At 66.2% G+C, this 25,842-nt stretch carries 25 protein-coding genes; 7 read left to right on the forward strand and 18 right to left on the reverse strand.

The window, feature by feature from the left end:
• Positions 1–115 precede the first annotated feature (115 nt).
• Positions 116–355 carry an Atu4866 domain-containing protein gene (locus SA190iCDA_RS19590; RefSeq protein ID WP_070885783.1) on the forward strand — a complete coding sequence of 80 codons (240 nt, stop codon included), beginning with the start codon at positions 116–118 and terminating at the stop codon, positions 353–355.
• A gap of 41 nt (positions 356–396) precedes the next feature.
• On the opposite strand, the gene SA190iCDA_RS19595 is transcribed toward SA190iCDA_RS19590, so the two are convergent.
• The 7 genes from SA190iCDA_RS19595 to SA190iCDA_RS19625 form a co-directional block, all read right to left on the reverse strand.
• Positions 397–879, reverse strand: a complete 483-nt coding sequence (locus SA190iCDA_RS19595) for an OsmC family protein (RefSeq protein ID WP_070885695.1) — start codon at positions 877–879, stop codon at positions 397–399.
• Positions 880–1,142: 263 nt separating this feature from the next.
• Positions 1,143–2,435: a PQQ-dependent sugar dehydrogenase gene (locus SA190iCDA_RS19600; RefSeq protein ID WP_070885696.1), complete on the reverse strand. Its 1,293-nt coding sequence runs from the start codon at positions 2,433–2,435 to the stop codon at positions 1,143–1,145.
• Entirely contained in the window at positions 2,432–2,860 is a 429-nt protein-coding gene (locus SA190iCDA_RS19605) for a DUF2231 domain-containing protein (protein ID WP_083329786.1), read from the reverse strand. The genes SA190iCDA_RS19600 and SA190iCDA_RS19605 overlap by 4 nt, the downstream gene beginning before the upstream one ends.
• Positions 2,861–3,104: 244 nt before the next feature.
• On the reverse strand, positions 3,105–4,121 hold the full coding sequence (locus tag SA190iCDA_RS19610) for a histone deacetylase family protein (RefSeq protein WP_070885698.1): 1,017 nt from the start codon (positions 4,119–4,121) through the stop codon (positions 3,105–3,107).
• 47 nt (positions 4,122–4,168) lie between these two features.
• On the reverse strand, positions 4,169–5,122 hold the full coding sequence (locus SA190iCDA_RS19615) for a 2-hydroxyacid dehydrogenase (RefSeq protein WP_070885699.1): 954 nt from the start codon (positions 5,120–5,122) through the stop codon (positions 4,169–4,171).
• Positions 5,106–5,861 (reverse strand): class II aldolase/adducin family protein, encoded by a 756-nt coding sequence (locus SA190iCDA_RS19620; protein WP_070885700.1) that lies wholly within the window; start codon positions 5,859–5,861, stop codon positions 5,106–5,108. Before SA190iCDA_RS19620 ends, SA190iCDA_RS19615 begins: the two co-directional genes overlap by 17 nt.
• Positions 5,858–7,171, reverse strand: a complete 1,314-nt coding sequence (locus SA190iCDA_RS19625; protein ID WP_070885701.1) for an MFS transporter — start codon at positions 7,169–7,171, stop codon at positions 5,858–5,860. The genes SA190iCDA_RS19620 and SA190iCDA_RS19625 overlap by 4 nt, the downstream gene beginning before the upstream one ends.
• Positions 7,172–7,335: 164 nt before the next feature.
• Between SA190iCDA_RS19625 and SA190iCDA_RS19630 the strand changes: the two genes are divergently transcribed.
• Positions 7,336–8,301: a LysR family transcriptional regulator gene (locus SA190iCDA_RS19630; protein ID WP_070885702.1), complete on the forward strand. Its 966-nt coding sequence runs from the start codon at positions 7,336–7,338 to the stop codon at positions 8,299–8,301.
• A gap of 24 nt (positions 8,302–8,325) precedes the next feature.
• On the opposite strand, the gene SA190iCDA_RS19635 is transcribed toward SA190iCDA_RS19630, so the two are convergent.
• Positions 8,326–8,982 (reverse strand): hypothetical protein, encoded by a 657-nt coding sequence (locus SA190iCDA_RS19635; RefSeq protein ID WP_070885703.1) that lies wholly within the window; start codon positions 8,980–8,982, stop codon positions 8,326–8,328.
• Between the two features lie 176 nt (positions 8,983–9,158).
• A complete protein-coding gene (locus tag SA190iCDA_RS19640) occupies positions 9,159–10,289 on the reverse strand; it encodes a cysteine desulfurase family protein (RefSeq protein WP_070885704.1) in 1,131 nt (376 codons plus the stop codon).
• Between the two features lie 219 nt (positions 10,290–10,508).
• Between SA190iCDA_RS19640 and SA190iCDA_RS19645 the strand changes: the two genes are divergently transcribed.
• Positions 10,509–10,970, forward strand: a complete 462-nt coding sequence (locus SA190iCDA_RS19645; protein ID WP_070885784.1) for an Lrp/AsnC family transcriptional regulator — start codon at positions 10,509–10,511, stop codon at positions 10,968–10,970.
• 37 nt (positions 10,971–11,007) lie between these two features.
• On the opposite strand, the gene SA190iCDA_RS19650 is transcribed toward SA190iCDA_RS19645, so the two are convergent.
• The 4 genes from SA190iCDA_RS19650 to SA190iCDA_RS19665 all read right to left on the reverse strand — a co-directional run bounded on the left by SA190iCDA_RS19650 (position 11,008) and on the right by SA190iCDA_RS19665 (position 15,492).
• Positions 11,008–12,375, reverse strand: coding sequence for a glutamine synthetase family protein (locus SA190iCDA_RS19650; RefSeq protein ID WP_070885705.1), 1,368 nt, complete (start codon positions 12,373–12,375; stop codon positions 11,008–11,010).
• A gap of 93 nt (positions 12,376–12,468) precedes the next feature.
• A complete protein-coding gene (locus SA190iCDA_RS19655) occupies positions 12,469–13,860 on the reverse strand; it encodes an aspartate aminotransferase family protein (protein WP_070885706.1) in 1,392 nt (463 codons plus the stop codon).
• Between the two features lie 40 nt (positions 13,861–13,900).
• Complete coding sequence (locus SA190iCDA_RS19660; RefSeq protein ID WP_070885707.1) at positions 13,901–14,656, reverse strand: SDR family NAD(P)-dependent oxidoreductase; 756 nt, start codon at positions 14,654–14,656, stop codon at positions 13,901–13,903.
• Between the two features lie 59 nt (positions 14,657–14,715).
• Complete coding sequence (locus SA190iCDA_RS19665) at positions 14,716–15,492, reverse strand: SDR family NAD(P)-dependent oxidoreductase (protein ID WP_070885708.1); 777 nt, start codon at positions 15,490–15,492, stop codon at positions 14,716–14,718.
• Positions 15,493–15,584: 92 nt separating this feature from the next.
• On the opposite strand from SA190iCDA_RS19665, the gene SA190iCDA_RS19670 reads away from it, so the two are divergent.
• Positions 15,585–16,487 (forward strand): LysR family transcriptional regulator, encoded by a 903-nt coding sequence (locus tag SA190iCDA_RS19670; RefSeq protein ID WP_070885709.1) that lies wholly within the window; start codon positions 15,585–15,587, stop codon positions 16,485–16,487.
• A 29-nt stretch (positions 16,488–16,516) separates the two neighbouring features.
• Here SA190iCDA_RS19670 and SA190iCDA_RS19675 read toward each other — a convergent pair whose 3' ends face one another.
• From SA190iCDA_RS19675 to SA190iCDA_RS19685, 3 genes are all read right to left on the reverse strand, one after another.
• Positions 16,517–17,122: a hypothetical protein gene (locus SA190iCDA_RS19675; RefSeq protein WP_070885710.1), complete on the reverse strand. Its 606-nt coding sequence runs from the start codon at positions 17,120–17,122 to the stop codon at positions 16,517–16,519.
• A 127-nt stretch (positions 17,123–17,249) separates the two neighbouring features.
• Complete coding sequence (locus tag SA190iCDA_RS19680; RefSeq protein WP_070885711.1) at positions 17,250–18,797, reverse strand: sensor domain-containing diguanylate cyclase; 1,548 nt, start codon at positions 18,795–18,797, stop codon at positions 17,250–17,252.
• Between the two features lie 153 nt (positions 18,798–18,950).
• Positions 18,951–19,313: a hypothetical protein gene (locus tag SA190iCDA_RS19685; RefSeq protein ID WP_070885712.1), complete on the reverse strand. Its 363-nt coding sequence runs from the start codon at positions 19,311–19,313 to the stop codon at positions 18,951–18,953.
• 263 nt (positions 19,314–19,576) lie between these two features.
• On the opposite strand from SA190iCDA_RS19685, the gene SA190iCDA_RS19690 reads away from it, so the two are divergent.
• Positions 19,577–20,827 carry an MFS transporter gene (locus SA190iCDA_RS19690; protein ID WP_070885713.1) on the forward strand — a complete coding sequence of 417 codons (1,251 nt, stop codon included), beginning with the start codon at positions 19,577–19,579 and terminating at the stop codon, positions 20,825–20,827.
• A gap of 118 nt (positions 20,828–20,945) precedes the next feature.
• Here the strand turns inward: SA190iCDA_RS19690 and SA190iCDA_RS19695 are convergent, their stop codons facing one another.
• Positions 20,946–21,068 carry a GNAT family N-acetyltransferase gene (locus tag SA190iCDA_RS19695; RefSeq protein WP_083329787.1) on the reverse strand — a complete coding sequence of 41 codons (123 nt, stop codon included), beginning with the start codon at positions 21,066–21,068 and terminating at the stop codon, positions 20,946–20,948.
• Between the two features lie 402 nt (positions 21,069–21,470).
• Between SA190iCDA_RS19695 and SA190iCDA_RS19700 the strand changes: the two genes are divergently transcribed.
• Positions 21,471–23,648, forward strand: a complete 2,178-nt coding sequence (locus tag SA190iCDA_RS19700; protein WP_070885714.1) for a TonB-dependent siderophore receptor — start codon at positions 21,471–21,473, stop codon at positions 23,646–23,648.
• Between the two features lie 64 nt (positions 23,649–23,712).
• On the opposite strand, the gene SA190iCDA_RS19705 is transcribed toward SA190iCDA_RS19700, so the two are convergent.
• A complete protein-coding gene (locus tag SA190iCDA_RS19705) occupies positions 23,713–25,293 on the reverse strand; it encodes a YdgA family protein (protein ID WP_070885715.1) in 1,581 nt (526 codons plus the stop codon).
• Positions 25,294–25,609: 316 nt separating this feature from the next.
• On the opposite strand from SA190iCDA_RS19705, the gene SA190iCDA_RS19710 reads away from it, so the two are divergent.
• On the forward strand, positions 25,610–25,828 hold the full coding sequence (locus tag SA190iCDA_RS19710; RefSeq protein WP_139159475.1) for a hypothetical protein: 219 nt from the start codon (positions 25,610–25,612) through the stop codon (positions 25,826–25,828).
• Positions 25,829–25,842: the final 14 nt, after the last annotated feature.

Below are 25,842 nucleotides of genomic sequence, written 5' to 3' on the forward strand. Positions count from 1 at the left end.
CCGAGCAACCGACCTGCGCGCCCTGCTGCTGAGCGCGCTCCTTCTGGCGGCACCCTGTGCGGTGCTCGCCTCCCAGCCAACCACGGCGGCCACGCCGCCAAGCCAGGAGAACGCCATGGCCAACCATCCCTACGTGGGCATGTGGGTCACCGACGACGGCCAGATCCGCCATGAACTGCTGCCAGACAACCGCTACGACGAAGCGCGCGGCACAAGGCAAAGTGCCTATCAGGGGCGCTACGAGATCAACGGCACGCATATCGATTACTGGGACGACACCGGCTTCACCGCCGATGGCGAATTCGTCGACCAGGATACGTTGCACCACGGCGGCATGATCTTCCGCCGCCGCTAGCGCGATGCGGCCCGCCTCGGTATCGGGGCGGCCCGCACCGTTCAGCCAGCCGTGCCGATCAGCAGTTCGGGCTCATGGCTGACCGGGAAATTCACCGAGCGGGCGATAAAGCACAACTCATGAGCCTGGTGATGCAGCGCGCGGGCCTTTTCCAGATCGCTGCCGGCGGCCAGGGTCACCCTGGGCCGCAGTACCACCGAGGTGAACTGCCCGGCGCCATCGGCCTGCTCGAGCATCGCGCCCTCGGCATTGTCCTCGTAGGCGGTCACCACCACGCCAGCCCCGGCGCACAGGCCCAGGTACCAGAGCTTGTGGCAGGCGGAAAGCGAGGCAACCAGCAGCTCTTCCGGGTTCCAGCGTGCCGGATCGCCGCGAAAACTCGGGTCGGATGAACCCTCGATGGGCAACTTGCCCGGCGCCTCGATGCTGTGCGCCCGGCTGTAGCCGCGATGGGACGCGGTGCCGCTGCCCTCGTTGCCGGTCCAGGTCACGCGCACGTCGTAGTGATGCTGTTTTTCCGCCATCTGATACTCCCTGAATGATCGCCAATCTGTTCGTCGAGCCTAGCGCTTTCGCGCGCCCGGCGGTTGTACGTTTGGCTGATTCTCGGGCAGCGAAAAGCGCTCTGCTGGTTCTTCGCTCAAGGGGAATGAAGGCCGAAAACGGCACTGACGTTGCGTCAGCACCGGGCGTGTGACGACGGAGCCGTTACCGGGCGCCGGCCTGGATGATCAGCGCCCGATAATCGCAGCATCCCGCGGCGGCCAAGCGCCCCGAGACCGCCTGCTCACGGGTTACGCGTCACCCGCCAGATAGTATTGGACAGGTCATCGGCGATGATCAGCGCGCCTTTCGGGTCGACCGTCACGCCCACCGGGCGGCCACGGGTCTTGCCATCCTCGCCGCGGAAACCGGTGGCGAAATCGATGGGTTCGCCGGCCGGACGGCCATTGGCGAAGGGCACGAAGATCACCTTGTAGCCCACCGGGTTGTCGCGGTTCCAGCTGCCGTGCTCACCGACGAACACGCCGTTGGCGAACTGCTCGCCCATCTCCGGAATGGAGAAGTCGACGCCCAGTGCCGCCACGTGGGAGCCGAGGCTGTAGTCCGGCTTGATGGTGATGTCGACCATTTCCGGCTTGTGCGGCTGCACCCGGGTGTCGGCATTTGGGCCCCAGTAGGCGTAGGGCCAGCCGTAGAACTTGCCCTCCTGCACCGAGGTCAGGTAGTCCGGCACCAGGTCCGGGCCCAGCTCGTCACGCTCGTTGACCACCGCCCACAGCTGGCCGGTTTCCGGCTGGATGGTCAGCGCGGTCGGGTTGCGCAGGCCGGTCGCATAGGGCTTGTGCATGCCGCTTTCGGCATCGATCTGCCAGACCAGCGCGCGGTCGGCCTCGACCTCCATGCCGCGCTCGCCGATGTTGCTGTTCGAACCGATGCCAACGTACAGGTAACGGCCATCGGGGCTGATGGTCATCGCCTTGGTCCAGTGGTGGTTGATCTCTTTCGGCAGGTCGGTGACCTTGGTCGGCGCAGCGCTGGCCTGGGTCTGGCCGTCCTGGTAGTCGAAGCGCACCACGGCGTCCTGGTTGGCCACGTACAGGTTGCCCTGGTGGAAGGCCAGGCCATAGGGCGCGTTGAGGTTCTCGGCGAATACCGTCTGGGTTTCGTAGGTGCCGTCACCGTCGGCGTCACGCAGCAGGGTCAGGCGGTTGCCGCCCTTGACCTTGGTATTGCCCTGGGCCTTGATGTAGCTGGCGATCACGTCCTTGGGCTTGAGCTTGGCCGCATTGCCGCCACGGCCTTCGGCCACCAGGATGTCGCCATTGGGCAGCACCAGGGTCTGGCGGGGAATCTTCAGGTCGGTGGCGATTGCCGTCACGCTGAAGCCGTCCGGCACCTCGGGCTTGCGGTCGCCCCACTCGGCCGGCTCGGCGATCTTCATGCTCGGCAACAGGCCGCGTTGCGGTTCCGGCAGCTTGGGGTTGGGGCCGCGCTCGATGGTGGTGTCCGCTTCGCCGCCACAGGCGCCAAGCAGCAAGGCCATGCTCAGGGTGGTCAGTGTGCCTGCAGTTTTCATCGGGCACCTCCCGAACGCAGGTTGCTCAGGCCCAGCCAGGCGGTGATCACCGCCAGCACGGCGACGATGGCCGACAGCACCAGGCCGGTGGGCATCATCGCCCAGGCGTCCTTGGCGTGTTCGAAGGCGTTGATCAACCCGAGTACCCAGGTGACCAGCAGCAGCAGGAAATACAGCAGCGGGCGACCGGCCTTGCGCTCGGCACCGATCAGGTTGGCCAGGGCGAACAGCAGCGCCAGACCGGCGAACAACAGCCCGCCGGCGATCAGCCAGGCGGCGAAGTTGGCCCACTGGATCTGGAAGCTGTTCTGGTAGGCGATATCGCTCAGCAGGGCGCCGAGAAACAGTGGAACGGTACCTGCCAACAGCATCGCATGCAGCGGCCCTGGCCTGTATCGGTAGTCGGGGTGAGTGGTAACGGTCACGGTGGCTCCTTATCGTTGAGCGATCCCGGGGCTGAAGCCGGTGCACAGCCTCGCGCTGACAGCGCATAGGGGAAGATTGCCCTGCTGGAGCGTTAGTTCACCTCCATTTCCCGGCGAAATATCTTGAAAGATCCGCCGCCGACGACTTTTGCGCTTCTACGCCCGGTTGCCGGTACTGCTGCATCATCGGCCGCCGGCCTCGCGAGGCCTCGTCGAAACCGCGGCAAGACGCCTGGTGATCGGCTCAGCCCAGCAACCCCGTAAAGAACCGCGCGGCGTTTTCGTCGAGGGTGGCGATGTCATAGCCGCCCTCCTGCACCACCACGCACGGCAGGCCCAGGGCGCGGATGCGACGGCCCAGCGCCTCGAAACCGGCGTGGCTGACCGCCACCTTGGCCTGCGGATCGTTCTCGTAGATATCGAAGCCCAGCGACAGCACCAGCACCTGGGGCGCGAAGGCGATGATCGCCTGCTCGGCCTGGCTCAGGTAGGTGAAGAAGTCCGCCTCGCTGGCACCATGGGGCATCGGCAGATTGAGGTTGTAGCCCAGGCCGGCACCCGCGCCGCGCTCGTCCTCGAAGCCGGCCACCACCGGGTAGAAGTTGGTCGGGTCGCCATGGATGGAAACGTACTGCACGTCATCGCGCTCGTAGAAGATTTCCTGGATGCCCTGGCCGTGGTGCATGTCGGTGTCGAGGATGGTGACCCGCTGGAAACTGGCGCGCAGCACCTGGGCAGCGATGGCCGCGTTGTTGAGAAAGCAGAAGCCGCCGGCTGCCTCGGCCCGCGCGTGGTGGCCAGGCGGGCGACACAGCGCATAGGCCTGGGGCTCGCCATCACGTACCGCCAGGGCGGCGGCGACGGCGGCCTGGGCCGACCAGTAGGCGGCCGTCCAGGTGTGCTCGCCGATCGGGCAGCTGCCGTCGGCCAGGTAGCGCGCGGTCTTGCCGAGGACGCCGCGCAGCGGGTTGTTCTCGCGGATGAAGATGTTCGACATCACCTCGTCGCCCCAGTCCTCGTCGACCTCGTGCCACTGGGCGTAGGCGCTCTGCAGGTAGTCCAGATAAGCGTCGCTGTGCACTGCCCGCAGCGGCGCGAGGCCGTGATCGGCCGGCTCGCTGACCGTGAAACCGAGCTGGCGGGCCATGGCCAGCAGCGGGTCGATGCGCGCGGGGATTTCCTGGGGCTCACGCATCTGCCCGCGGGACAGGTAGCTGCGCGGGTGATGCAGGCGTTGCTGAGGATGGAAAAAGGTTTTCATGGCGATTATCCGTAGTCATGTGGCCGACGAACGCGCGCGTCGGCGATTCAGTAACCCAATTCAGGATCGACTTGATGGTTCAGCGGCCTGCCGGTCTGCAGGCGGTGCAGGTTGTCGGCGATCTGCCGGGCGATGCAGGCGTCGGAGGCCGCTGACGCCATATGCGGGGTGACCCACACGCCCGGCGTCTGCCAGAGCGGTGAGTCGCGGTGCAGGGGCTCCTCGGCGAACACGTCCAGCAATGCGCCGCGCAGCTGATCACTGGCCAGGGCGTCGAGCAGGTCGGCCTCGACCAGGTGCTCGCCGCGGCCGCAGTTGATCAGCGCCGCGCCCGGGGCCATATGGGCGAACAGGTGGCGGTCGAGCAGGCCGCGTGTGGTGGCGGTCAGCGGAAGCAGGTTGACCAGCAGGTCCAGGCCATCGAGAAAGCCGGGCAAGGCCTCGGCACCGGCAAAGGTGGCGATGCCTTCCAGTCCTCGGGATGTGCGCGCCCAGCCACGCACCCCATAACCGGCCAAGGCCAGCCGCGTGGCCACCGGCGTGCCGATGGCGCCCAGGCCCATGACACCGACCCGATAATCCCGCGCGGCGCGCTGTACCGGTCGCTGCCATTGCTGGCTCGCGCGACCGTTGACCACCTGGTCGAAACCGCGGTGAAAATGCAGCACGCCCCAATGCACATATTCGGCCATGCCCTGGGAGTGGTCGGGGTCGACCACCCGGCAAATGGGCAGCCCGGCAGGCCTGGAGCGATCATGCTCGAGGTGGTCGACACCCGAGCCGATCGAGTGGATCAGCCGCAGGGCCGGCAAGCGACCCAGGCTGCCTTCGGCGGGGTACCAGCAGGCCGCGACCTGGGCCCGTTCGGCGCCTGGCTCATCGGGGCGCAGTGCCCTGAGTTCGGGGGCATGGCGGGCGAATACCTCGGCGAGCCAGTCCTCGAGGGGCCGCTCGCGGCACAGCAGCACCACGCTGGGCAGGGGTTCAGCGGCACCAGTCATCGCGCTGCTCCTCGATCAGGCTAAGGGCGGCCTGCCAGGCCAGGTCGATGATGCCGTCGATGCCATCGCGGGCGAATTGCGCCGCGGTATGCCGACAGACTTCCTCGCTGGGAATGTTCAGCGCCACGCCTGCCGCCATGGCCTGGATCTGCGCCTGGCAGGCGCGCTCCAGGAAATAGATCTCGTGAAAAGCGTGGGCCACGCTCTGCCCGCCCGCCAGCAGGCCGTGGTTGCGCAGGATCATCGCCTTGTGGCTGCCCAGGTCCGCTACCAGGCGCACGCGCTCTTCCAGCGACAGGGCGATGCCTTCATAAGTGTGGTACGCCAGGTTGCCATGGAACTTCAGCGCGTGCTGGGTCAGCGGCAGCAGGCCGTCACGCTGGGCCGCCACCGCCATGCCGGCGGCGGTATGGGTGTGCACGATGCAGCGCATGTCCGGGCGGGCTTCGTGGATCGCCGAATGGATGACGAAACCGGCGGCGTTGACCCGCCGCTCGCCACCCAGGGGATCCACCACGTTGCCCTGCAGGTCGATCAGCACCAGGTCGCTGGCGCGCATCTTCTCGAAGGCCACGCCGTAGCGGTTGATCAGGAAGTGATGCGCCGGCCCCGGCACCCGCAGGGTGATGTGGGTGTCGATCAGGTCGGTCATGCGGTAGTGGGCGACCAGCCGGTACAGGGCGGCCAGCTCGCAGCGCGCCTGCCATTCGGCATCGCTGATGATCTCGGGCTTGCTCATGGGCTCACGACCTCCGGGCTGGACGGGCCAAGATGGCGGCGCTCTTCGGCGCGCAGGCGCGACAGGCCGATCACGCCGACCAGCGACATCAGGGCCAGCACGCTGAAGAACAGCGCCAGCGGCAGCCACTGCCCGGCGAACTGTCCGGCCAGGTAGGTGCCGATCAGCGGCGTGAGGCCGCCGGTCAGGCCGCTGCCCAGTTGATAGGCGATGGAAATGCCCGAGTAGCGAACCTGGGCGGTAAAGGCCTCGGCCATGTAGCCGGCGATCGCCGAATACAGCGCCGCCAGCAGCAACACGGCCAGGGCGATACCGGCGGTCATGTAGATCAGGTTGCCGGTCTGCACGAGCAGGAACATCGGGTACGGCACCAGCATGCACAGCGCCGCCACCCACGTCAGGAAACGCCCTTCACCGAAGCGTTCGGCCAGCAGTGCCGAGCATGGCTGGGAGAGGAACTGCAGGATGGTCACCAGGAACAGGCAGTCGAGGATGGTCGACTTGGAAATGCCCTGGTACTGGGTCACGTAGGTGATCATGAAGGTGTTGGTGAAGAAGAAGCCGCCCGAACCGATGGTCACCGCCGCCGCGGCGAACAGGATCTGCCGCCAGTTGTGGCGCAGCACGTCCTTCACCGGGCTTCTGGAGGTCCGCTTCTGCTCCTTGACCCTGGCGAACTCCGGCGACTCGGGCACGCCGAAGCGAATCGCCAGGCCCACCAGCATCAGTACGCCGCTGAGCAGGAACGGCACGCGCCAGCCCCAGCTCATCAGCGCCTGCTGATCCATCTCGCTGATGGCGCGAAAGGCGATCAGCGCCAGCAGCAGGCCCGCCGGGCTGCCCAGCTGGGCGAAGGACGCGAAGAACACCTTGCGGCCCTTGGGCGCGTGTTCGCTGGCCATCAGCACCGCCCCGCCCCACTCGCCACCCACCGAGATGCCCTGCAGGAAACGCAGCGCCACCAGGCCGACCGGCCCCCAGATGCCAGCCTGGGCATAGGTCGGCAGCAGGCCGATGCAGGTGGTCGCCACGCCCATCAGCACCATGGTGAACAGCAGCATCTTCTTGCGGCCCAGGCGATCACCGAGGTGGCCGAACACCACGCCGGCGAACGGCCGGGCGATGAAACCGACGGCAAAGGTGGCGAACGCCGCCATGGTGCTCAGCACCGGGTTGTCGCTGGGAAAGAACAGTTGCCCGAGCACCAGCGCGGCGGCGAAGGCATAGATGTAGAAATCGTAGAACTCGATGGTGGTGCCGATGAAGGCGGCCGCCGCGGCACGACGCGGCGTGGAGGTGGGGGTGGTCATCGCAGGCTCCCGGATTCGTTTTTATAGGCAGGAGGAAAAGCACATCCCGGATGGGATCGGTCGCACTCTGGCGGTGCATTGCCAGATCATGCCCCCGCCCCTATGCTAAGCAAAGCTTCTAATTTCAATACTCAAGTATAAGTAGAACGGATACTGGGACGCCGATGAACGCGGGTAATCGCCACGCCGAAGCGCGCCGCTTTCTCAACGACCGCCTGGACTGGAACCTGCTGCGTACCTTTCTGGTGATCGGCCAGGAAGGCAGCATCAGCCGCGCCGCCGCGCGCCTGCACCTCAGCCAGCCGGCCGTGAGCCAGGCGCTCAAGCGTCTCGAGCAACAGCTGGAAAGCGCCCTGGTGATTCGCAGCGGGCCGCGCATCGCCTTGTCCAAGGCCGGCGAAGAAGTCATGCAGATCGCCGCCGAACTGTACGGCACGGTGTCGCGCCTGGGCCCGGCACTCGACGCGCCGGAGGAAACCGTCGCCGGCAAGATCCGCATGCTGATGATCAGCCGCATCGAGTCGCGCTTCTACGACGACTTCCTGGCCAACTTCCACGTCGACTACCCACGGGTGGAGTTCGAGTTCGACGTGCTGCGCAGCTCCGATGTGGTCAGTGCGCTGCTGCAGAAGACCGCTTCCTTCGGGCTCAGCCTGTGCCGCACCCCGCAGCCGCGCCTCGAGCAACGGGTGATGCTCAAGCAGCGCTATGCCTTCTTCTGCGGCAAGCGCCACGCCCTGTTCGGGCGCAACGACCTGAAGCTGGCCGACCTGAAAAGCGAGAACTTCGTGAGTTTCACTAGCGACCAGATCGGCGGCAACCTGTCGCCGCTGACCATCTTTCGTGACCAGCAGGGCTTCACCGGGCGCATCGTCGCCTCGTCGTCGAGCCTCGACGAGATTCGCCGCCTGGTGGCCGCCGGCTACGGCATCGGCTGCCTGCCGGAGCATATCGTCGCCAAGGACGTGCAGGCCGGCGAGGTGTGGCGCCTGCCGCCGGCGGAGGGGGTGATCGACGTGAACGTCTACCTGCTGTGGAATCGCGACCAGAAACGCACCCATGCCGAGGCGGTGTTTCTGGAGCGTTTCGAACAGGCGCTGCGGGCCACCGAACCGGGTAACAGGTTCTGAAGCCAGCAGTCGCTGGCATCGGGCTCAGTCCGCCGACGGCGCGCCGTAGCGCCAGCGCACGAAGTGGTGCAGGGTCAGCAGCCCGCAGATGATCACCAGCGGAATCACCAGCACGCCGGAAAGCACCGAGCCCCACCAGGCCACCGCCGTTTCCCAGGTCTGCCCCTTGCCGGGTGCCACGAACGCCAGGCGGGTGGCCACTTCGCCAAAGCGCCCATCCGGGTCGAGCACCCGCACCTGCAGCCGGTAATCACCGGGCTGCATGGGGATCTGCGCCACGGCGCGGGTGATTTCGTCGCTGCCATAGCTGGTCAGCTCGGCGCCCAGCGAGCCCTGCCCTTCGGACACCAGGTCGCCAGCCGGGGTCAGCAGCTTCCAGGCCAGGGTCAGCGGCGCCGGCGGGTACTCGACCCACTGCTCGTTCTCCCAGATCGGTCCGCCGGACAGCTTGCGCACCGTGAACAGCGGCAGCTCGCCCGTGGAGAACACCACCGCCAGGGTGTCGAACTCCAGCGTGCGCACCTTGACCGGCAGCTCGACGGTTTCGCCCTTGTCGAGGCGCACCGGCGCGTCGAGCGGCAAGGTAGTCGCCCAGACGAAGAACAGCCGCAGCGCGACGACCAGCAGCAACAGGCTCAGGCCCACGCTGCCCCACAGGATCGCTTTACTCTTGTGACTCAATGTCGACTCCTACCGCCGCCGCAAAACAGAAGCGCAAGGCTACTCGATAACGGCCGGTGGATTCACCTGCGCCAATGGGTCGCAGGTCTCGCCGTCCCCCTGACAGGCTCCATGGTCAACAGTCGCATTCGATAATGCCCCAACCGCGGCGGCTAGGCCCCTGGCCCGGTACCCGCCTACTGCGGCAAGCATTGGCGAATGGCCTCGATGGCCGCCTCGACATCGTCGAGGGTGGTGTAGCGCCCCAGGCTCAGACGAATGCTGCGATACGCCTGGGTAGCGTCCAGCCCCAGCGCCAGCAGCACGTGCGATGGTGCGCTGCTGGCCGAATTGCACGCCGAGGTGGAGGAGAACGCCAGGCTGCCGCTGAGGCTCTCTACGTTGAACCAGGGGTGATCGATGCACAGGTTGAGCGTGTGCGGCACCCGCTGCCGGGCACAACCATTGAGACGCACGCCCGGCAGGCTCAGCAGGCCTTCGCGAAGCTGCGCAGCGAGCCCGGCGATACGCCGGTTTTCCTCCTCCATCAGCGCGCCGGCCCGTGCGAACGCGCTGCCCATGCCGACGATCTGGTGGGTGGCCAGGGTGCCGGAGCGCAGCCCCTGCTCATGGCCGCCGCCATGAATCTGCGCCTGGATCAGCGGCCGCGCTCGCTCACCCACATACAGCGCACCGATGCCCTTGGGGCCGTAGGTCTTGTGCGCCGAGAACGACATCAGGTCCACGGCCAGGTTGGCCAGGTCGATCGCCACCTTGCCGGTCGCCTGGGCGGCGTCGACGTGAAACAGCGCGCCGCGCTGGCGCACCCGCTCGCCAATCGCGGCGATGTCGGTAAGGGTGCCCAACTCGTTGTTGATGCGCATCAGCGACACCAACAGGGTGTCGTCCCGTAGCGCCGCCGCCACGGCCTCGGGCTTGATCAGGCCCTCGGCATCCGGCTGTAGCCAGGTCACTTCGAAGCCGTCGCTTTCCAGTTGCCGGGCGGTATCCAGCACCGCCTTGTGTTCCAGGCTGCTGGTGACGATATGCCGCCGCCCCTGGGCCGTGGCGGCTACGCCCTTGAGCGCCAGGTTGTTGGATTCGGTGGCGCCGGATGTCCACACCAGGTTGTCGGCGCTGGTGCCCACCAGGTCGGCGACCTGCTTGCGTGCCTTTTCCACCGCGCGGCGTGCGCGCTGGCCGAACGAATGGGAGGCCGACGCCGGGTTGCCGAAGATGCTGTCGCGACCCATGTGGGCCAGCATGTCCTGGATGACGCCATCGTCGATGGGCGTGGTGGCGGCATAGTCGAAGTAGCGCTCAGTCATGGAATAACGGCCGTTGTGGATCAGGGGAGGGCCGCCAGCAACGGCGGATCAAGGTGAATATGCTAAGAGAACGGCCGGGAAATTAATTTGATATTTGCCGGTTTGTCGCGAGCAAATAAGAAACCACTTTCCGATAAATAGTATTTTCATGGAAAATATTTCCATGATTATCCGCTTACGTGCTTTGCTTATTCCCCGATCATCTTAATGGGCCACACCATGGACAAGTTCGACCACGCCATCCTCGGTCTCTTGCAGCAGGACTGCACCCTCGCCCTGGGTGAGCTGGCCGAGCGTGTGGGCCTGAGCAACACCGCCTGCTGGCGGCGCATCCAGAAGCTCGAGGAAAGCGGGGTGATCCGCGCCCGGGTGGCGCTGCTCGAGCCGCGCCAGGTCGGTGTGCCGGTCACGGTATTCGCCTTCGTGCGCACCAACCAGCACAACGCCGACTGGCTCAAGCAGTTCCACCACAAGGTGGCGGCCATCGACGAGGTGGTGGATTTCTACCGGCTGGCCGGCGTGACCGACTACCTGCTGCGCGTGGTGGTGCCGGACATCGAGGGCTACGACGCCGTTTACAAGCGGCTGATCGAGATTCCCGGCATCGCCGACGTCAGCTCCAGCTTCGCCATGGAGCGCATCAAGTCCACCACCGCCCTGCCCTTGCCGGCCAGCTTCTGACGCTGCCGCCCCAATCCGGGCCACACGCCTGATGCGCTCAGGCGTGGTTCAGGTACCAGCGCCAATCCTGCTCGCCGACCTCGGCCATGAACTGGCGGTACTCGGTCTGCTTGATCGCCAGGAACACCTTGAGCAATTCCTCGCCCAGCGCTTCGCGGGCCCAGGCCGAGCCTTCCAGGGCGCGCAGCGCGGTGAGCCAGTCGGTGGGCAGGAACTCGCTGGCCTGCTCGTAGCCGTTGCCGACCATGGCCGCGCCCGGGTCGATCTGCTCGCGGATGCCGTGGTGGATGCCGGCGAGAATCGCCGCGGCCGCCAGGTACGGGTTGGCATCGGCGCCGCAGATGCGGTGCTCGATATGCCGGCTGATGGCCGGGCCGCCCGGCACACGGAAGGACACGGTGCGGTTGTTCACCCCCCAGCTCTTGGCCAGGGGCGCGTAACTGTTGGCCTGGAAGCGGCGGAACGAGTTGGCGTTGGGGCAGAAGATCGCCAGGGAGTCGAGCAGCGTGGCCATCATGCCGCCGATGGAGTGGCGCAGCAGCGGCGTGCCCTGGGGGTCTTCACTGGCGTACAGGTTGTTGCCCTGCGCGTCGGCCAGGCTGACGTGCAGGTGCATGCCGCTACCGGCCCGGTCGCCGAACGGCTTGGCCATGAAGCAGGCCTGCAGCCCGTGCCTGTTGGCCACGCCCTTGACCAGGCGCTTGTAGCGAATGCCCTCGTCGACGGCCTGCAACGCATCGAAGCGGTGCTCCAGGGTCAGCTCGAGCTGGCCCGGTGCGTACTCGGAAATCGCCGTGCGTACCGGCAGGCCCTGCACCTCGCAGGCTGCGTAAAGGTCATCGAGGAACGGCTGCAGCTGCTCCAGCTCGTACACGCCGTACACCTGGGGCGCCTCGGGGCGCACGCCGTTCATCTGCAGCGCCGGTTGCGGGCGGCCATTGGCGTCGCGCTGCTTGTCGAGCAGGTAGAACTCCAGCTCCACGGCCATCACCGGGTGGAAGCCGTCGGCCTTGAGGCGCTCGATCACCCGCACCAGCGCATGGCGCGGGTCGGCCGATGCGGCTGGCAGCCCCTGGGTCGGGTGCATGCTCACCTGCAGCTGGCCGGTGGGCGTGTTGCGCCAGGGCTGCAGGGTCAGGCTGCCGGGCAGCGGGTAGGTCCAGCAGTCGGCGTCGGCGACTTCCCAGACCAGGCCGGTGGTTTCGACGTCTTCGCCCTGAACGGTCAGGGCCAGGATCGAGCTGGGCAGCGGGCGACCGTTCTGGTAGATCGCCAGCAGCTCGTCGCGGTGCAGCAGCTTGCCCCGCGGAATGCCGTTGGCATCGATCAGCATCAGCTCGATGCTGCGTACCTCGGGATGGGCGGCGAGAAAGTCGCGGGCTTCCTGAATGTCGGCGAATTGCATGATCAGTACTCGTAAAGGATTGCGGAAACCACCGGCGCGATCCGCGCTGCCTTGATGGCAAAGCGAGGGGCGCCGGGCGCTCGACATCAGGTCTCAGCCACGGGCACCAGGGATCGCCAGCAGCTCGGTCAGCCCTTCATCGAGGGTGGCAAGCAGCGTGTCGACGTCGGCGGCGCTGGTGTCCGGGCAGCACAGGGTCATGTTGTGAAACGGCGTGATGAGGATGCCACGGTTGATCAGGTACAGGTGCAAGGCCATCTGCAGGCTGTCGTGGAAGGCCGCTTCGGCCTCGGCACCGGTTTTCGGCGAGGTGGCGCAGAACTGGAATTCGCAGCGCGCGCCCAGTTCGGTCACCGACCAGCTCAGGTCATGTTTGCCGATCAGCCCGCGCAGGCCGCTGGCCAGGCGTGCCGCCAGCGGCAGCATATGGTCATAGGCGGCCGGCGTCATCACCTGCTCCAGGTTCACACGCATGCAGTGCATGGCCAGGGCGTTGGCCGACAGCGTCGTGCCCATGCCGCTATGGCCGTGGCCACTGCTGGTTTCGCTGGCGTGCTGCTGGGCCAGGCGCATGGCCTGGGCCATTTCATGGCTGCAGCCGTACACCGAGCACGGCACGCCGCCGGCGATGGGTTTGCCAAGGGTGATGAAATCCGGCTTGAGGTTCCAGGCGCGGGTGCAGCCGCCGGGGCCGGTGGAGATGGTGTGGGTTTCGTCGATGATCAGCAGGCTGCCGTATCGCTTGCTCAACTCGCGGACCTTGTCCATGAAGCCCGGCTCGGGCAACACCATGCCGATATTGGTCATCGCCGGCTCGCAGAGAATCGCTGCCACGTCGCCTTGCACGAGGGCTGCTTCCAGGGCGGCGACATCGTTGAACGGCACGGCGCGGCTGGTCTTGGCCAGGTTGCGCGCCTGGCCGATCAGGCCGCCGCGGTGCACGGTACGGCCTTCCCTGCAGCGCACCATCACGTCGTCGACGGTGCCGTGGTAGCAGCCGTCGAATACCAGCAGCACCTTGCGGTTGGTGATCGCACGGGCCCAGCGAATCACGAAGCGGTTGGCGTCGGTGGCGGTGGTCGCCACCTGCCAGAACGGCAGGCCGAAACGCTCGGCGAGCAGTTCGCCGGCGATGATGGCGTCTTCACCGGGCAGCATGGTGGTCAGGCCATTGGCGCCCTGCTCGGCGATGGCCTGGGCGATGGGCTCGGGCGAATGGCCGAACATGCTACCGGTGTCGCCGAGGCAGAAGTCGATGTACGCGTGGCCGTCGACATCATGAAAGCGCGCGCCCTTGGCATGGCTGACGAACAGCGCGCTGGGCATCGACCAGTCGCTCATCCAGTGCATCGGTACGCCGCCGAACAGCGATTTGCGCGCACGTTTGGCCAGCTCGACGGATTTCGGGTTGCGCTGCAGAAAACGCTCGCGCTCGCGGGCGGCGAAGGTTTCGACGGCTTTATCGTTGATGCCACTCGGGGACATGGTGAGGCTCCTGTTGTTGTCAATCGGGTCGGCGCAACATTCAGTTGCCGGCCGACACACCACAGTCGATGGCCAGGTCGGCGCCAGTGATCGAGCGCGCGCCGCTCTGGCAGAGAAAGAACGCCAGGTCGGCCACTTCGCCGGGCTGGATAAAGCGCGCCGCCTCGCCCTGCGGGTACTTGGCCAGCAGCGCCTGGTAATAGGCGGCCGGGTCGCCATTGCCGTAACGCTCGGCCTGGAACCTGAGCATCGGGGTTTCCACGTCGCCCGGTGACAGGCTGTTGCAGCGCACGCCAGCGGGGGCCAGGTCGAGGGCCAGGGCCCTGGTCATCAGGGTTACCGCGCCCTTGCTGGCGCAGTACGCGGCGGCGTTGCGATTGCCCTGGCGACCGGCGTCGCTGGAGATGTTGACGATGGCGCCCCTGCTCTCGCGCAGCGCCGGGATGCTGGCCGAGCACATGAAGAAGGTGGCCTTGAGGTTCACATCCAGCACGAGGTCGAAGTCTTCTTCGCTGAACGATTCCACCGGCCCCTCGCGCCATACGCCGGCGCAGTTGACCAGGGCATCCAGCCGGCCGCTGACGGCGAGCAGCGCCGCGACCACCTCGCGGCAGGCGCCGGGCCTGCGAATGTCGGCGGCGTGGGCGCCGGCCAGCTTGCCTGCGGCCTGCTGGGCGCAGAGCGCAGCGGCGTCCAGATCGGTGCCGAACACCGTCCAGCCGCCCGCATCGAAACGCTCGCACATGGCCTGACCGATACCGCCGAGGGCACCGGTGATCAGAACGACGGGTTGCATCAGGTTCACTCCTCGGCCCGCGGGCCGTTCGAGAAGATAGAAAGTAAGAGAGTTGGCGCTCAGGGCGCCTTGTTCTCGATCAAACTGTTACCGCCATCGATCACCAGCGTCTCGCCGGTGATGTAGCTGGCTTCCGGCGAAGCCAGGAAGGCCACCGCGGCGGCGACTTCCTCGGGATGGCCGGCGCGGCCCACCGGCACGTAGGCGGCGGCCCGTTGTTCTTCCGGCTGGGTGGCGCCGGTGGCGATCCAGCCCGGCGCTACCGAGTTGACGGTGATGCCCTGCCCGGCCACTTCCAGCGCCAACGACAGGTTGAAGCCGACCATCCCGGCCTTGGCCGCGCTGTAGCCGGCCTCACCGGGGTTGCCGACCCTGGTGCCGGTCACCGAGCTGACGTGCACCACGCGGCCATAGCCTCGCTGCTGCATGCCAGGCAACACGGCGCGGGTGAGCAGGAAGGCAGTGGTCAGGTTGCGCGAGATGGACAGGTTCCAGACATCGAGGCTCATCTTGGCGACTTCGACGAAAGGCTCCGGGCTGCCCTGTATGGCCATGCCGGCGTTGTTGACGAGGATGTCGATGCGCCCCCAGCAGGCCTCGGCCCAGCTGGCGAAGGCCTGCACCTGGGCTTCGTCGGTGAGGTCGACCGCACGGCCTTCGGCCTCGAAACCGGCGGCGCGCAATTCGGTCACCCGCTCGGCGATGCGCGGGCTGCTGGCGGTGACGATCAGTTTCACCCCAGCCGTGCCGAGCCGACGCGCAATGGCCATGCCGATGCCACTCTCGCTGCCGGCACCGCTGATCAACGCCACCTGGCCCGCCATCGCCCTGAACATACCCGCCTCACCACACCGGTCTTGATGGGGGTGGATGCTAGGCGCATAAAGCTGATACAAAAAGACAACCGTTATCAGGAAAACTGACAACCATGATCTTCACCAGCGAATCGCTAAGGGTGTTTCTCGCCGTTATCGACCAGGGTTCGTTTTCCGCGGCCGCCCGCACCCTGGGCCGGGTGCCTTCGGCGGTGAACATGGCGGTGTCGCAGCTGGAGGCGGAGCTTGACCTGCCCCTCTTCGATCGCTCGACCCGCAAGGCGCTGCCTACCCCCGCGGCCCGCGCCCTGGAGCCCCAGGCCCGGCAGGTGGCCAGCCAGCTGAACCTGCTCGACGCCCACGCCCTGCAGCTGCACAAGGGCCTGGAACGGCGGCTGGTGCTGGCCATGGCGCCGGAACTGCAGACCGGCGCCTGGAGCCGCCCGCTGACCACCCTGGCCCGGGAATTCCCGACCCTGGAGATCGAGATCCGCTCGGCTGCGCAGACCGATGCGGTGCGCATGATCCATGACGGCAGCGCGCACGTGGCGCTGATGTTCGAGCGCCCCGGCATCGACGAGCGCGAAGCTTTCGCCGAGGCCGGCAGCCAGCTGCTCACCGCGGTGGCGGCGCCGGGCTATCCGTTCGACAGTGAAGGCAAGCGGCTGGACGCCGGGCAGATGGCCGACACCCGGCAGATCGTGGTGGCCAGCGGTGACCCCAAGGCCTCGGAGCCGCAGATCGTGCTGTCCCACCGGGTGTGGCTCACCGATAGCTACATGGCCACCCTCGACCTGGTGCAGGCCGGCATGGGCTGGGCCTACCTGCCCCATCCGCTGGTGCAGCCGATGATCGACTCGGGCGCGCTGGCCGCGGTGAAGTTCGACAATATGGCCAGCCAGATCCGCCTGTGGGTGGACGTGATCTGGTACAAGAGCCGCCCGCTGGGCCTGGGTGCGCGGCGCTACCTGCAGCTGCTGCGCGAGCAGGTCGAAGCCGGCCCGGCGCGCTCCTGACGCGCTCGGTGAACCAGGCGCTTGACGGGCTAAGCGCCGACCGTGGGTGAGCGGCGCCGGCTGGTGCCGGGCCGCGGTGGGCCTTGTCGAGCTCGCAAGAGGGGCGCCGCGCAAGGGCCGGGTGTCCAGCCGAGCTGCCGTTCCAGGGTCTCGCGCAGCGCGGTAGCCACGAATCGCGGCGTGGCGCATACATAGTGCTCGGCGTGGCGCCGGCGTTGCTCGGGCAGTGCCTGCAGGTACTGCAGCGCTTCTTCGATGCTCGGGATGCGCCCGTTCTCGCCCTGAAACCGCGGCGGCAGGGCTGTCCAAACCACTCCGTCCAGCCCCTGGGCCCGCGCCCAGGCAGCGATCGATCGGGCATGGGGCAGTTGGGGATCGAGCGTGCCCTGGGCCACGCTGCCTACCGACCAGGGCTGGGACGACGGGATCTTCTCGCGCTGGCGCAACAGCTCACGGGCACAGGCCATCGAGTCGCTGCGCATCAGCGACCACATCACCCGGGTCACGGGGGCTGTGCTGCAGATGACGGTGGCCAGCTCGCCGCCATCAGACTCACGGGCAAAGTCGATGGGCAGGTCCGGGCCATCACGGCGCCAACGGGCTTCAACCGGCAGAACGCCGGGCTTCCAGATCAACGACCCCCATCCCAGACAGGCAATTCTCATACGCCTCGAATCCAACGCAGCCGACAAGTGTTGAATCTGACCTGCCCGAGCGCCGTGCTGTTCAAGGCATCACGGCCGGTTGCCTGGCGACCTGATGTTACCGGGAGGCCAGCACCACGCGGTTGCGACCACTGCCCTTGGCGGCGTAGAGCGCCTGGTCGGCGGCCGCCACCATGGCCTCGGGATCGGCGAAGTCCACGCCAGGAATACCCGTGACCACGCCGATGCTCACGGTGACCTGATCATAGGCGGACTGGCGATGCTCGATACCCAGGCGCTGCACCGCTTCACGCACCTGTTCGGCCATGCTCAACGCCTGCTCGGCGGACACGCCCGGCAGCACGATGGCCATCTCCTCGCCGCCGTAGCGGGCCACCAGATCGCCCTCGCGGCGTACTCGCGCGCGCATCGCCTTGCTGACTTCGATCAGCGCCTGGTCGCCGCGCTGGTGCCCATAGGCATCGTTGTAGCCCTTGAAGAAATCCACGTCGACCAGGGCGAAGGCCAGCGGCGTGCCGTCGCTGCGGCCGCGTTGGAACACACTGGCCAGGTAGCCGTCGAGATGGCGTCGGTTGGCCAGGCCGGTAAGGCCGTCTTCGGCGGCGAGGGTTTTCAGGGTGCTGTTGGCCGTAGCCAGGGACTGGTGGGCGGCCTGCAGTTCGACCGCCATGGCCGACTGCCGGCCCAGCGCTCGCAGTACCAGCAGGCCCATGATGCCAACGCCCAGCACGGCGGCCAGGGCGAAACTCCACATCGTCCAGGCGCGTTGTCGCCAGGCGGCCAGCGCCTGTTCCTCGGGCGTGGCCACCGCCACCAGCATCGGGTACTTGAGGCTGGCGTCGAAGCCATAGACCCGCCGCACGCCGTCGACGATGGCGGTGAGGGTGACGGCCCCCCTGGGGGTGCCCTGGTTGATGGCCTGGAGCATCGGACTCTGGGAAATATTGGTCAGGTAAGTCTGCGCATCGCTCTGCGAGCGGGCGAGGATGGTGCCGTCGCGCTTGGCCAACACCACGATGCCCTGCTCGCCAAGCGGCAGCGAGCGATAGAGCGTGCGGAACCGCTCGACGCTGAGGGTAGCCAGGGCAACCCCCTGGAAGCTGCCGTCAGCGTCGTAGATGCCCTTGGAAAAGGTGATGACCCATTGCCCGGTGGTCTTGCCCCTTATCGGCTGACCGATGTAAAGCGCGCTGCCCGAGCCCTGGCGGTGGTGCTGAAAGTACAGGCGATCGGCATTGTTCAGCGTATGGGCTTCGGCATTGGTGGCCAGAAAGTACTGCCCCCTGGCGTCGGACATGTACAGGCCGTCCAGCTCGCCCAGCTCGCGTATCTGGGCTCGGGCCACCTGATTCAGCTCGCCGATGTTGGCCTCGCCGTGCCCGCCGGAGCGGTACATGGAGATCAGAGCGGTAAGCAGGGTATCGGCGACCCGAATGGTCGATTCGGCCTGGCTGTTCAGCGCAGCGGCCAGGGTCTGCATGGCCTCGGTGTTCGTGGCCATGGCCTGGGACTTGTCCCAGCGCACGTGCAGGGCGGTGGACAGCAACAGCACGCCACAGACGAAAATCACCGCGGCGATCAGCAGCCCGCGCGGATTGCCGGCGGCCGAAGGCAGGTCGAACTGTCGCCGGCCGGAATCATGCACCTCTGGTTACCCCTATTCGCCGCCGCGCCACTGCATCGCTCCCTGTTGCCGCCCCGGCTGTCGGTCGACAATCCACTATCGGGGCCGGCGCGCACAGCGTACGCACAGATGGGCGCGGCGCCCAGCCCCCTGCCCCGGTAAGCACCGCCTCGCTCACGCCCCGGAACCCTGGGGCCCAGCGCCTTCACCCGGCAGGGTGTCGAACCAGTCGGCGTAGGGGCTGTTGCTGACCAGATGGCGGTTGTAGTCCGGGGCGCCATCGCGCCACCACACCGGGCCACGCTCACCCAGCGCCACCTTGGCGGCCTGCACCTGGGCCCGCGCCTGCTTGAGCGAAGCGGCATCGTCCGCCGCCTTGGCGGCCTTGACCAGACGCCGCGCGTCCATCAGTTGGCCGACCAGCGCCTGGCGCTGCGGCTCGTCCAAGGCGGGGCTGGATAAGCGCCACAGCCGGCCCCTGACGATCAGGTAGCGGCCGTCGGGGGTGGTCAGCGTTGCCGCGTCATGGCGGCTCATCGGGTTGCCGAACCGCGGGCACCAAGCCTGGTGCCTGGGTGCCCACGGCTCGCCCGGGTGGTGCGGTGACTGCTATGCATTGGCCTCGCCGTCGATTGAGGTGTATCCAAAATCGACCAGCGCGGCGGCGCGGAAGTTTAACCCATGCCGAATCAGGCGAGACAGGCGGCGCTGGCGCCCGTAAGCTTGGCGGCCTGTCCCGCCCTCTGGCCGGGCTGGCACCCCGGTGCTGGCGGGCCCAGCAGCCACTTGAAGCCTTGCCTATGAAAACCAGCACACCCGACCTCCCTGCCGACCCGACCCTTGCTCCCTCCCCCCAGCCCCACGGCTTTCTGTTGCCGGTGGTGGGCGCCGCCGCGTTCTCGCACCTGCTCAATGACCTGATCCAGTCGGTGATGCCCGCCGTTTACCCGATGCTCAAGACCCAGTTCGCGCTGAGCTTCGCGCAGATCGGCTGGCTCGGCCTGGTCTACCAGATCACCGCCTCGCTGCTGCAGCCGTGGATCGGCATGTACACCGACAAGCACCCCAAGCCCTATCTGCTGCCCTCGGGCATGCTGATGACCTTTATCGGCATTGCCCTGCTCGCCTTCGCCAGCAGCTACGAGATGCTGTTGCTGTCGGCCGCGGTGGTCGGCATAGGCTCGGCGACCTTCCATCCGGAAGCCTCGCGCATCGCGCGGATGGCCTCGGGTGGGCGCTTCGGCACCGCGCAATCGACCTTTCAGGTCGGCGGCAACTCGGGCTCGGCCCTGGGCCCGCTGCTGGCTGCCGCCATCGTCATCCCCTACGGCCAGCACGCCATCGCCTGGTTCATGCTGGCCGCCGCCCTGGCGATCTTCGTGCTCTGCCGCCTGACCATCTGGAGCGTCCATCATGGCCAGGCCAAGCTGAAGAGCCTGGCCAGCAAGCAGACGGTGGGCCTGAACCGCGCCCAGGTGATCCAGGCGATCGCGGTGATCTGCGTGCTGATGTTCGCCAAGTTCGTGTACATCGCCGCGTTCACCAACTTCTTTACCTTCTACCTGATCGAGCGCTTCGCCATGGGCGTTCAGCAGAGCCAGATCTACCTGTTCATCTTTCTCGCCGCGGTGGCAGTGGGCACCTTTGCCGGCGGCCCGGTGGGCGACCGTATCGGCCGCAAGGCGGTGATCTGGATCTCCTTCATGGGCGTGGCACCCTTCGCCCTGGCCCTGCCCTACGTCGGCGCCACGGCAACCGCGGTGCTGGCGATCATGATCGGCCTGGTGATGTCCTCGGCCTTCGCCGCCCTGGTGGTCTATGCCCAGGAGGCGGTGCCGGGGCGCGTCGGCATGGTGTCGGGGCTGATGTTCGGCCTGATGTTCGGCATTGGCGGCATTGGCGCAGCCGGCCTGGGCGAGCTGGCCGACGTGCACGGCATCGTCTGGGTCTACCACCTGGTGTCCTTGCTGCCGCTGCTGGGCCTGGCCACTGCCCTGCTGCCACGCACCCGGCCGCTCAAGCCGCAGGCGCCAGCGCCGGCAGGCCGCTAAGCCGCTGCCTGCAGCTCATAGTGCAGGTAGCCGAGGGCATTGGTCCCGACTTCAGCGAACCCTGCCCGCGCGTAAAGCTGCCGGGCCGGGTTATCGCTACGCACGTGCAGGCTCAGCGTCACGAAGCCTGCCGCGCGCTCTCGACATAGGCCGCGACCAGCAGCTGGCCGATCCCCCAGCGCCGATACGCCTCGCTGACATGCAGGGTACACAGCTCCGCATGCCCTGCTCGTCGGCTCATAACGAATAGCTGACGAGCTGGTCATCGACACAGGCGACGGTCAGTCGCTCGAAGTTCTCGACCTACTGGCCGAGGTGCCGCTCGGCCGCCCTCTGCCAGGCGCTCGCGCTGCGGCTCCCCCTGGCGGATATAGCCCAGCTCGCCCCGGTAGATCGCCGACAGAGCGGTGACCCGCGCGGGCCTCAGCACAGGCCTCGAGTCGCCGGCCGCGGGTTGGCAAATCATGGGATGCCCTCGTTGCACGGCGTCGGATGGCTGACGCCCATTGCTTTCCAATCGATAAACCCTTGATGAATCGACGAATTCAAGCAGCAGGCTTTGTCATCCAGACACGTCTTTTGATTATAATAATAACGATTATCACAATCATAACGCATACCACTCGCTTATCAGGGATCCCTTATGTCGCGTCTTGCCCCACCTCGCCGTTTCGCTGCGCACCGTAATCACCTGGCTCTGGCCATCTGCATGGCCACCATGACCCCGGCTCTGGCTCAACAAAGCAGTGAAGCGCAGAACAGCGAAGCGGGCAGCGTGATGGAACTGGGCGCCACCGAAATCACCAATACCCAGCTGGGCAGCACCACCGAAGGCTCGCGCTCCTACACCACCGGTGCCATGTCGACCGCCACCAAACTGCCCATGACCATGCGCGAAACGCCCCAGGCGGTCACCGTGATCACGCGGCAGCGCATGGACGATATGGGCATGACCAGCATCAACGACGCCATCGACGCCACGCCGGGGGTGTTTCTCAGTTACTCCAGCGGCCCAGGCCGGCAGACCTATTACGCCCGCGGCTTCGAAATCGACAACCTGATGTATGACGGCATCCCCAGCGGCTACAACGGCGTAGGCGTAGGCGTGCAGCCGAACCTGGCGATGTTCGACCGGGTTGAAGTGGTGCGCGGCGCCACCGGCCTGGTCACCGGTGCAGGCAACCCCTCGGCGGCAGTCAATATGGTGCGCAAGCGTCCGCTGGCCGATCAGCGCGTTAACCTGACCGGTGCAGCCGGTAGCTGGGATGACTACCGCGGCGAAGTCGACGCCTCCAGCCCGCTCAACGAAAGCGGCACCCTGCGCGGCCGGGTGGTGACCTCCTACCGCGATGCCAACAGCTACGTCGATGGTGCCGAGGAAGATCACGGCCTGCTTTACGCCATCACCGAGGCGGACCTGAGCGACGACACCACCCTGGCCGTCGGCTTTTCCCACCAGAAGGACAAGACCAACAATTTCTGGGGTGCCTCGCTGGTCGGCCTCGACGGCCGTCACCAGGATCTGCCGCGCTCCTACAACCCGGGCACCGACTGGGAGAACAAGGAACAGGAAACCAACACGCTGTTCGCCGAACTGCGTCATCAGTTGGCCAATGACTGGAAGCTGCAGGTCAATGCCAATTACGCCGACCTCAATGCGCTGTTCTCGGGCTCCTACCAGTCACGCTGGAATCCCAGCGTGGTGGAGCGAACCGTCTGGCAAGCCAAATACGATGAGCACAAGATCGGCATGGACAGCTTCGTCAGCGGCCCGTTCGAGGCCTTCGGGCGCACCCATGAACTGGTGGTGGGTGCCAGCAAGCGCATCACAGACATGAACACCCACAGTTACAGCCCCTACGATTTGAATTGGCCGCTGGAGGCAGGCAAACCGAACTTCACGCGCACCGGCAGCAAACGCACCGTCACCACCGAGGACGGCCTCTACCTGACCACCCGCCTGAGCCTCGCCGAACCACTGAAGCTGGTTCTCGGCGGTCGCCTGGACTGGTACGACTACGACGACAAGGAAAGCTCGACGGCCGACTACAGGGTGACCCGTAACGTCACCCGTTTTGCCGGACTGATCTACGACCTGGATGACCACCACTCGGTTTATGTGAGCTACAGCGATATCTTCAAGCCACAAACCGAAAAGGACACCTCGGGCACGCCAGTCAGGCCAATCGTTGGCAAGAACTACGAGGTGGGCATCAAGGGTGAATACTTCGACGGCGCCCTGAACGCCAGTGCGGCACTGTTCCGCGTCGATCAGGAAAACCGCGCGGTGGAAACGTCTCGCTTCGGCTGCCCGCAGGCTAGCTGCTACCAGGCCTCGGGCGAGGTACGCAGCCAGGGAATCGACCTGGAAATCCAGGGTGCGCTGACCGAGAACTGGCAGCTGGGCGCGGGCTACACCTACGCCCGCGTGCACACCATCAAGGACGCCAATAACCCGCAGAACGAGAACCAGCGCTTCGATACCGACATGCCGGAGCACCTGTTCAAGCTTTCCACCGTCTATCGCTTCCAGGGTCCCCTGGAAAAACTGCGAGTCGGTGGCAACCTTTCCTGGCAAAGCCGGCTGTACAACGATATTACGCTGCGCGACGGCAGTAGCTATCGCTTGCAACAAGGCGCCTATGCACTCACCAACCTGATGGCGGGCTACGCGGTCAACGAGAACCTCGACCTGCAGCTCAATGCCAATAACATTTTCGACAAGAAGTACTACTCGTCCATCTCGGACTCGATCGACTACGGCGGCGACACCTACGGCACGCCACGCAACCTGATGCTGACCGCCAAGTACAGCTTCTGACCCCAAACCTCACCCACAAAAAAGCCAGTCCTTCGACTGGCTTTTTTGCACCCACGCGATGGGATCACTCGGCCTGATCGGGCGCCTGCGTCTCGGCGCCGTCGTCGTAGCCACCGAGGTCTTCCGGCGCATCGTCGCCGTAGGCCGACGCATCATCACCCAGACCACCGCCCATGCCGCCGGTCTTGGACATCACCAGCGTGACGAACTCCTCGACGCTCATGTCCTGGCCGTTGAACGTCACCTTGTTGTCGGCGTAATGCAGGGTCGATTGCAGGGTCTCGCCTTCCAGGGTCACCAGGCCGGTGCCGAGCGCCATGCCGCTGCCCATCTCGGTCATCATCGCCGCCTGCTGCTCGATGGCCTGGGCGTCGGTGACGCCTTCGACCATGGCCTGGATGCGCACGCCATCGCCGATCACCGCCTTGGCGACCGCCAGCTTGGCATCCAGCTTGCCGATCAGCTGACGGGCCAGCTCGTCAGGCGGCAGCTCGAAGGATTCGGGCTTGTCCATGTCCACCACCACCCGCAGCGAGGCCTGGCCATGGGGCGTGGTAAGGGTCAAGTTGTCCAGCGCCAGCTGGGGTTTGCCAGCCAGCAGCTTCTCCAGGTCGGCCTTCATGCGCGCCTCCTCGTCGGCGGAGAAGTCGAGCTGCGGGGCCTCTTCACCCAGGGCCTGGGCCTGCTGGATGGGCGTCAGTTTGTCCTGGTAGAGCTTGAACATCGACTGCAACGCCGCGCTGTCGAAGTTCTTGATGGCCCACAGGGTGCGCAGGCCGCCGATGTCCTTGCCGTCATAGCTGACCATGCCGAGGTCATAGCCGATCTGTCCGTCGAGCATGCTGCCGGTTTCCTGCAGGCTGCCGACCTGGGCGATGTCCTTGATCAGCACGGCGGGCTTGTCGCCGACCTTGATCTGCGCGGTGGCCAGCTTGATGCTGCTGTCACCGACGTAGAAATCGGCGCTGCCCAGGCGCTGATCGCTGCTCAGGGTCAGGCCATGCAGGTCGGCCTGCATCGGCGTGTCCTCGGTGCTGGTGATCGACAGGCTGTCCATGGAGCCGCTGACCTGCACCTCCTTGGCGTGCTTGCTGGCCTCGAAGTCCAGGGTCATGCCGGAGAACTTGACCGTGGAGGTCGGCGACGGCGCGAAATCCAGCGGCGTCAGCACCAGCGAACCGCGGCTGGCACCGTTGTAATCCAGGCTGGCCTGGCCACTGAGCGGCGCGGCACCCTTGGCGGCATCGAACCACTTCTGGGTAAGCTCGTTGGGCTCGAGCTGGTAATGGCTGGCGGCCATGACCGGCCACGGATTCAGGCGTTTGAGGCGCGACAGCGGCAGCGGGCCATGCTCGATATTGTCCAGCAGCAGGACTTCCATGTGCCGCGCCTCGCCCTCCTCCGACGGCGCATCGAAGCTCAGCTTGTAGCGCGCGGTGCTGGTGAACAGGCGGGTCTCCAGCGACAGCAGCTCCAGCTTGACGCTGGCCCCCGTGCCTAGCAGCGCCTCGGCGCCCTGGCGGTTGGATTCCTCGATAAGGTTGCTGAGAACACCGGGCAACTGGGTGCCGGTGTACCAGGCGCCAGCCGTGCTGAGTGCGCCAACCGCCACCAGCCCGACTGCTACTGCTGCTAATTTGTTCATCGTCTGCTCAATGCATGTCCATGATGGGAATGTTCGACCTTCCTGGCCTGGCACATGGTGCGCGTGCTGCGAAAGGCGGCGGCAATCTTACCACCCTGCCCCACCAGGCACTGTGCGACCGCTCTCTGTTTTCTCGCCAAAACCCCCGGTTCGGCCTTGTTTGATGCGCCGCGACCGGTCATTCATCGGCAGGGGGTGCGGTGCGGCCAACTTCTGCTGAATCCTTCCACCCTGGGTGCAGTCATACCTCACCAGTAGGGCGCGGAACCTCCGTGCCCAGTGCCGGCCGGCAACAGGCCATCACCGAGGTGCGTAAATGGCTACACAGAGTGAAAAAGTGCTCGAACAGGCCTTAATGGCCATGCTGGGCGCCTGCATCGACCTGGGCTACGACGTCGACAAACTGGCGAAAAAGGCCCAGGTACTGGTCTTGGACAACAGCAAGTACAACTACGTCGAGCAACCCATGCCCTCGACGCCCCACGAAGCCATCGAACGCGCCCTGTCGACGATCAAGAGCGCCCCCCGCCTCTAGGGCATTGCCCACCA

The organism is Pseudomonas argentinensis (genome assembly GCF_001839655.2).
Taxonomy (GTDB): domain Bacteria; phylum Pseudomonadota; class Gammaproteobacteria; order Pseudomonadales; family Pseudomonadaceae; genus Aquipseudomonas; species Aquipseudomonas argentinensis_B.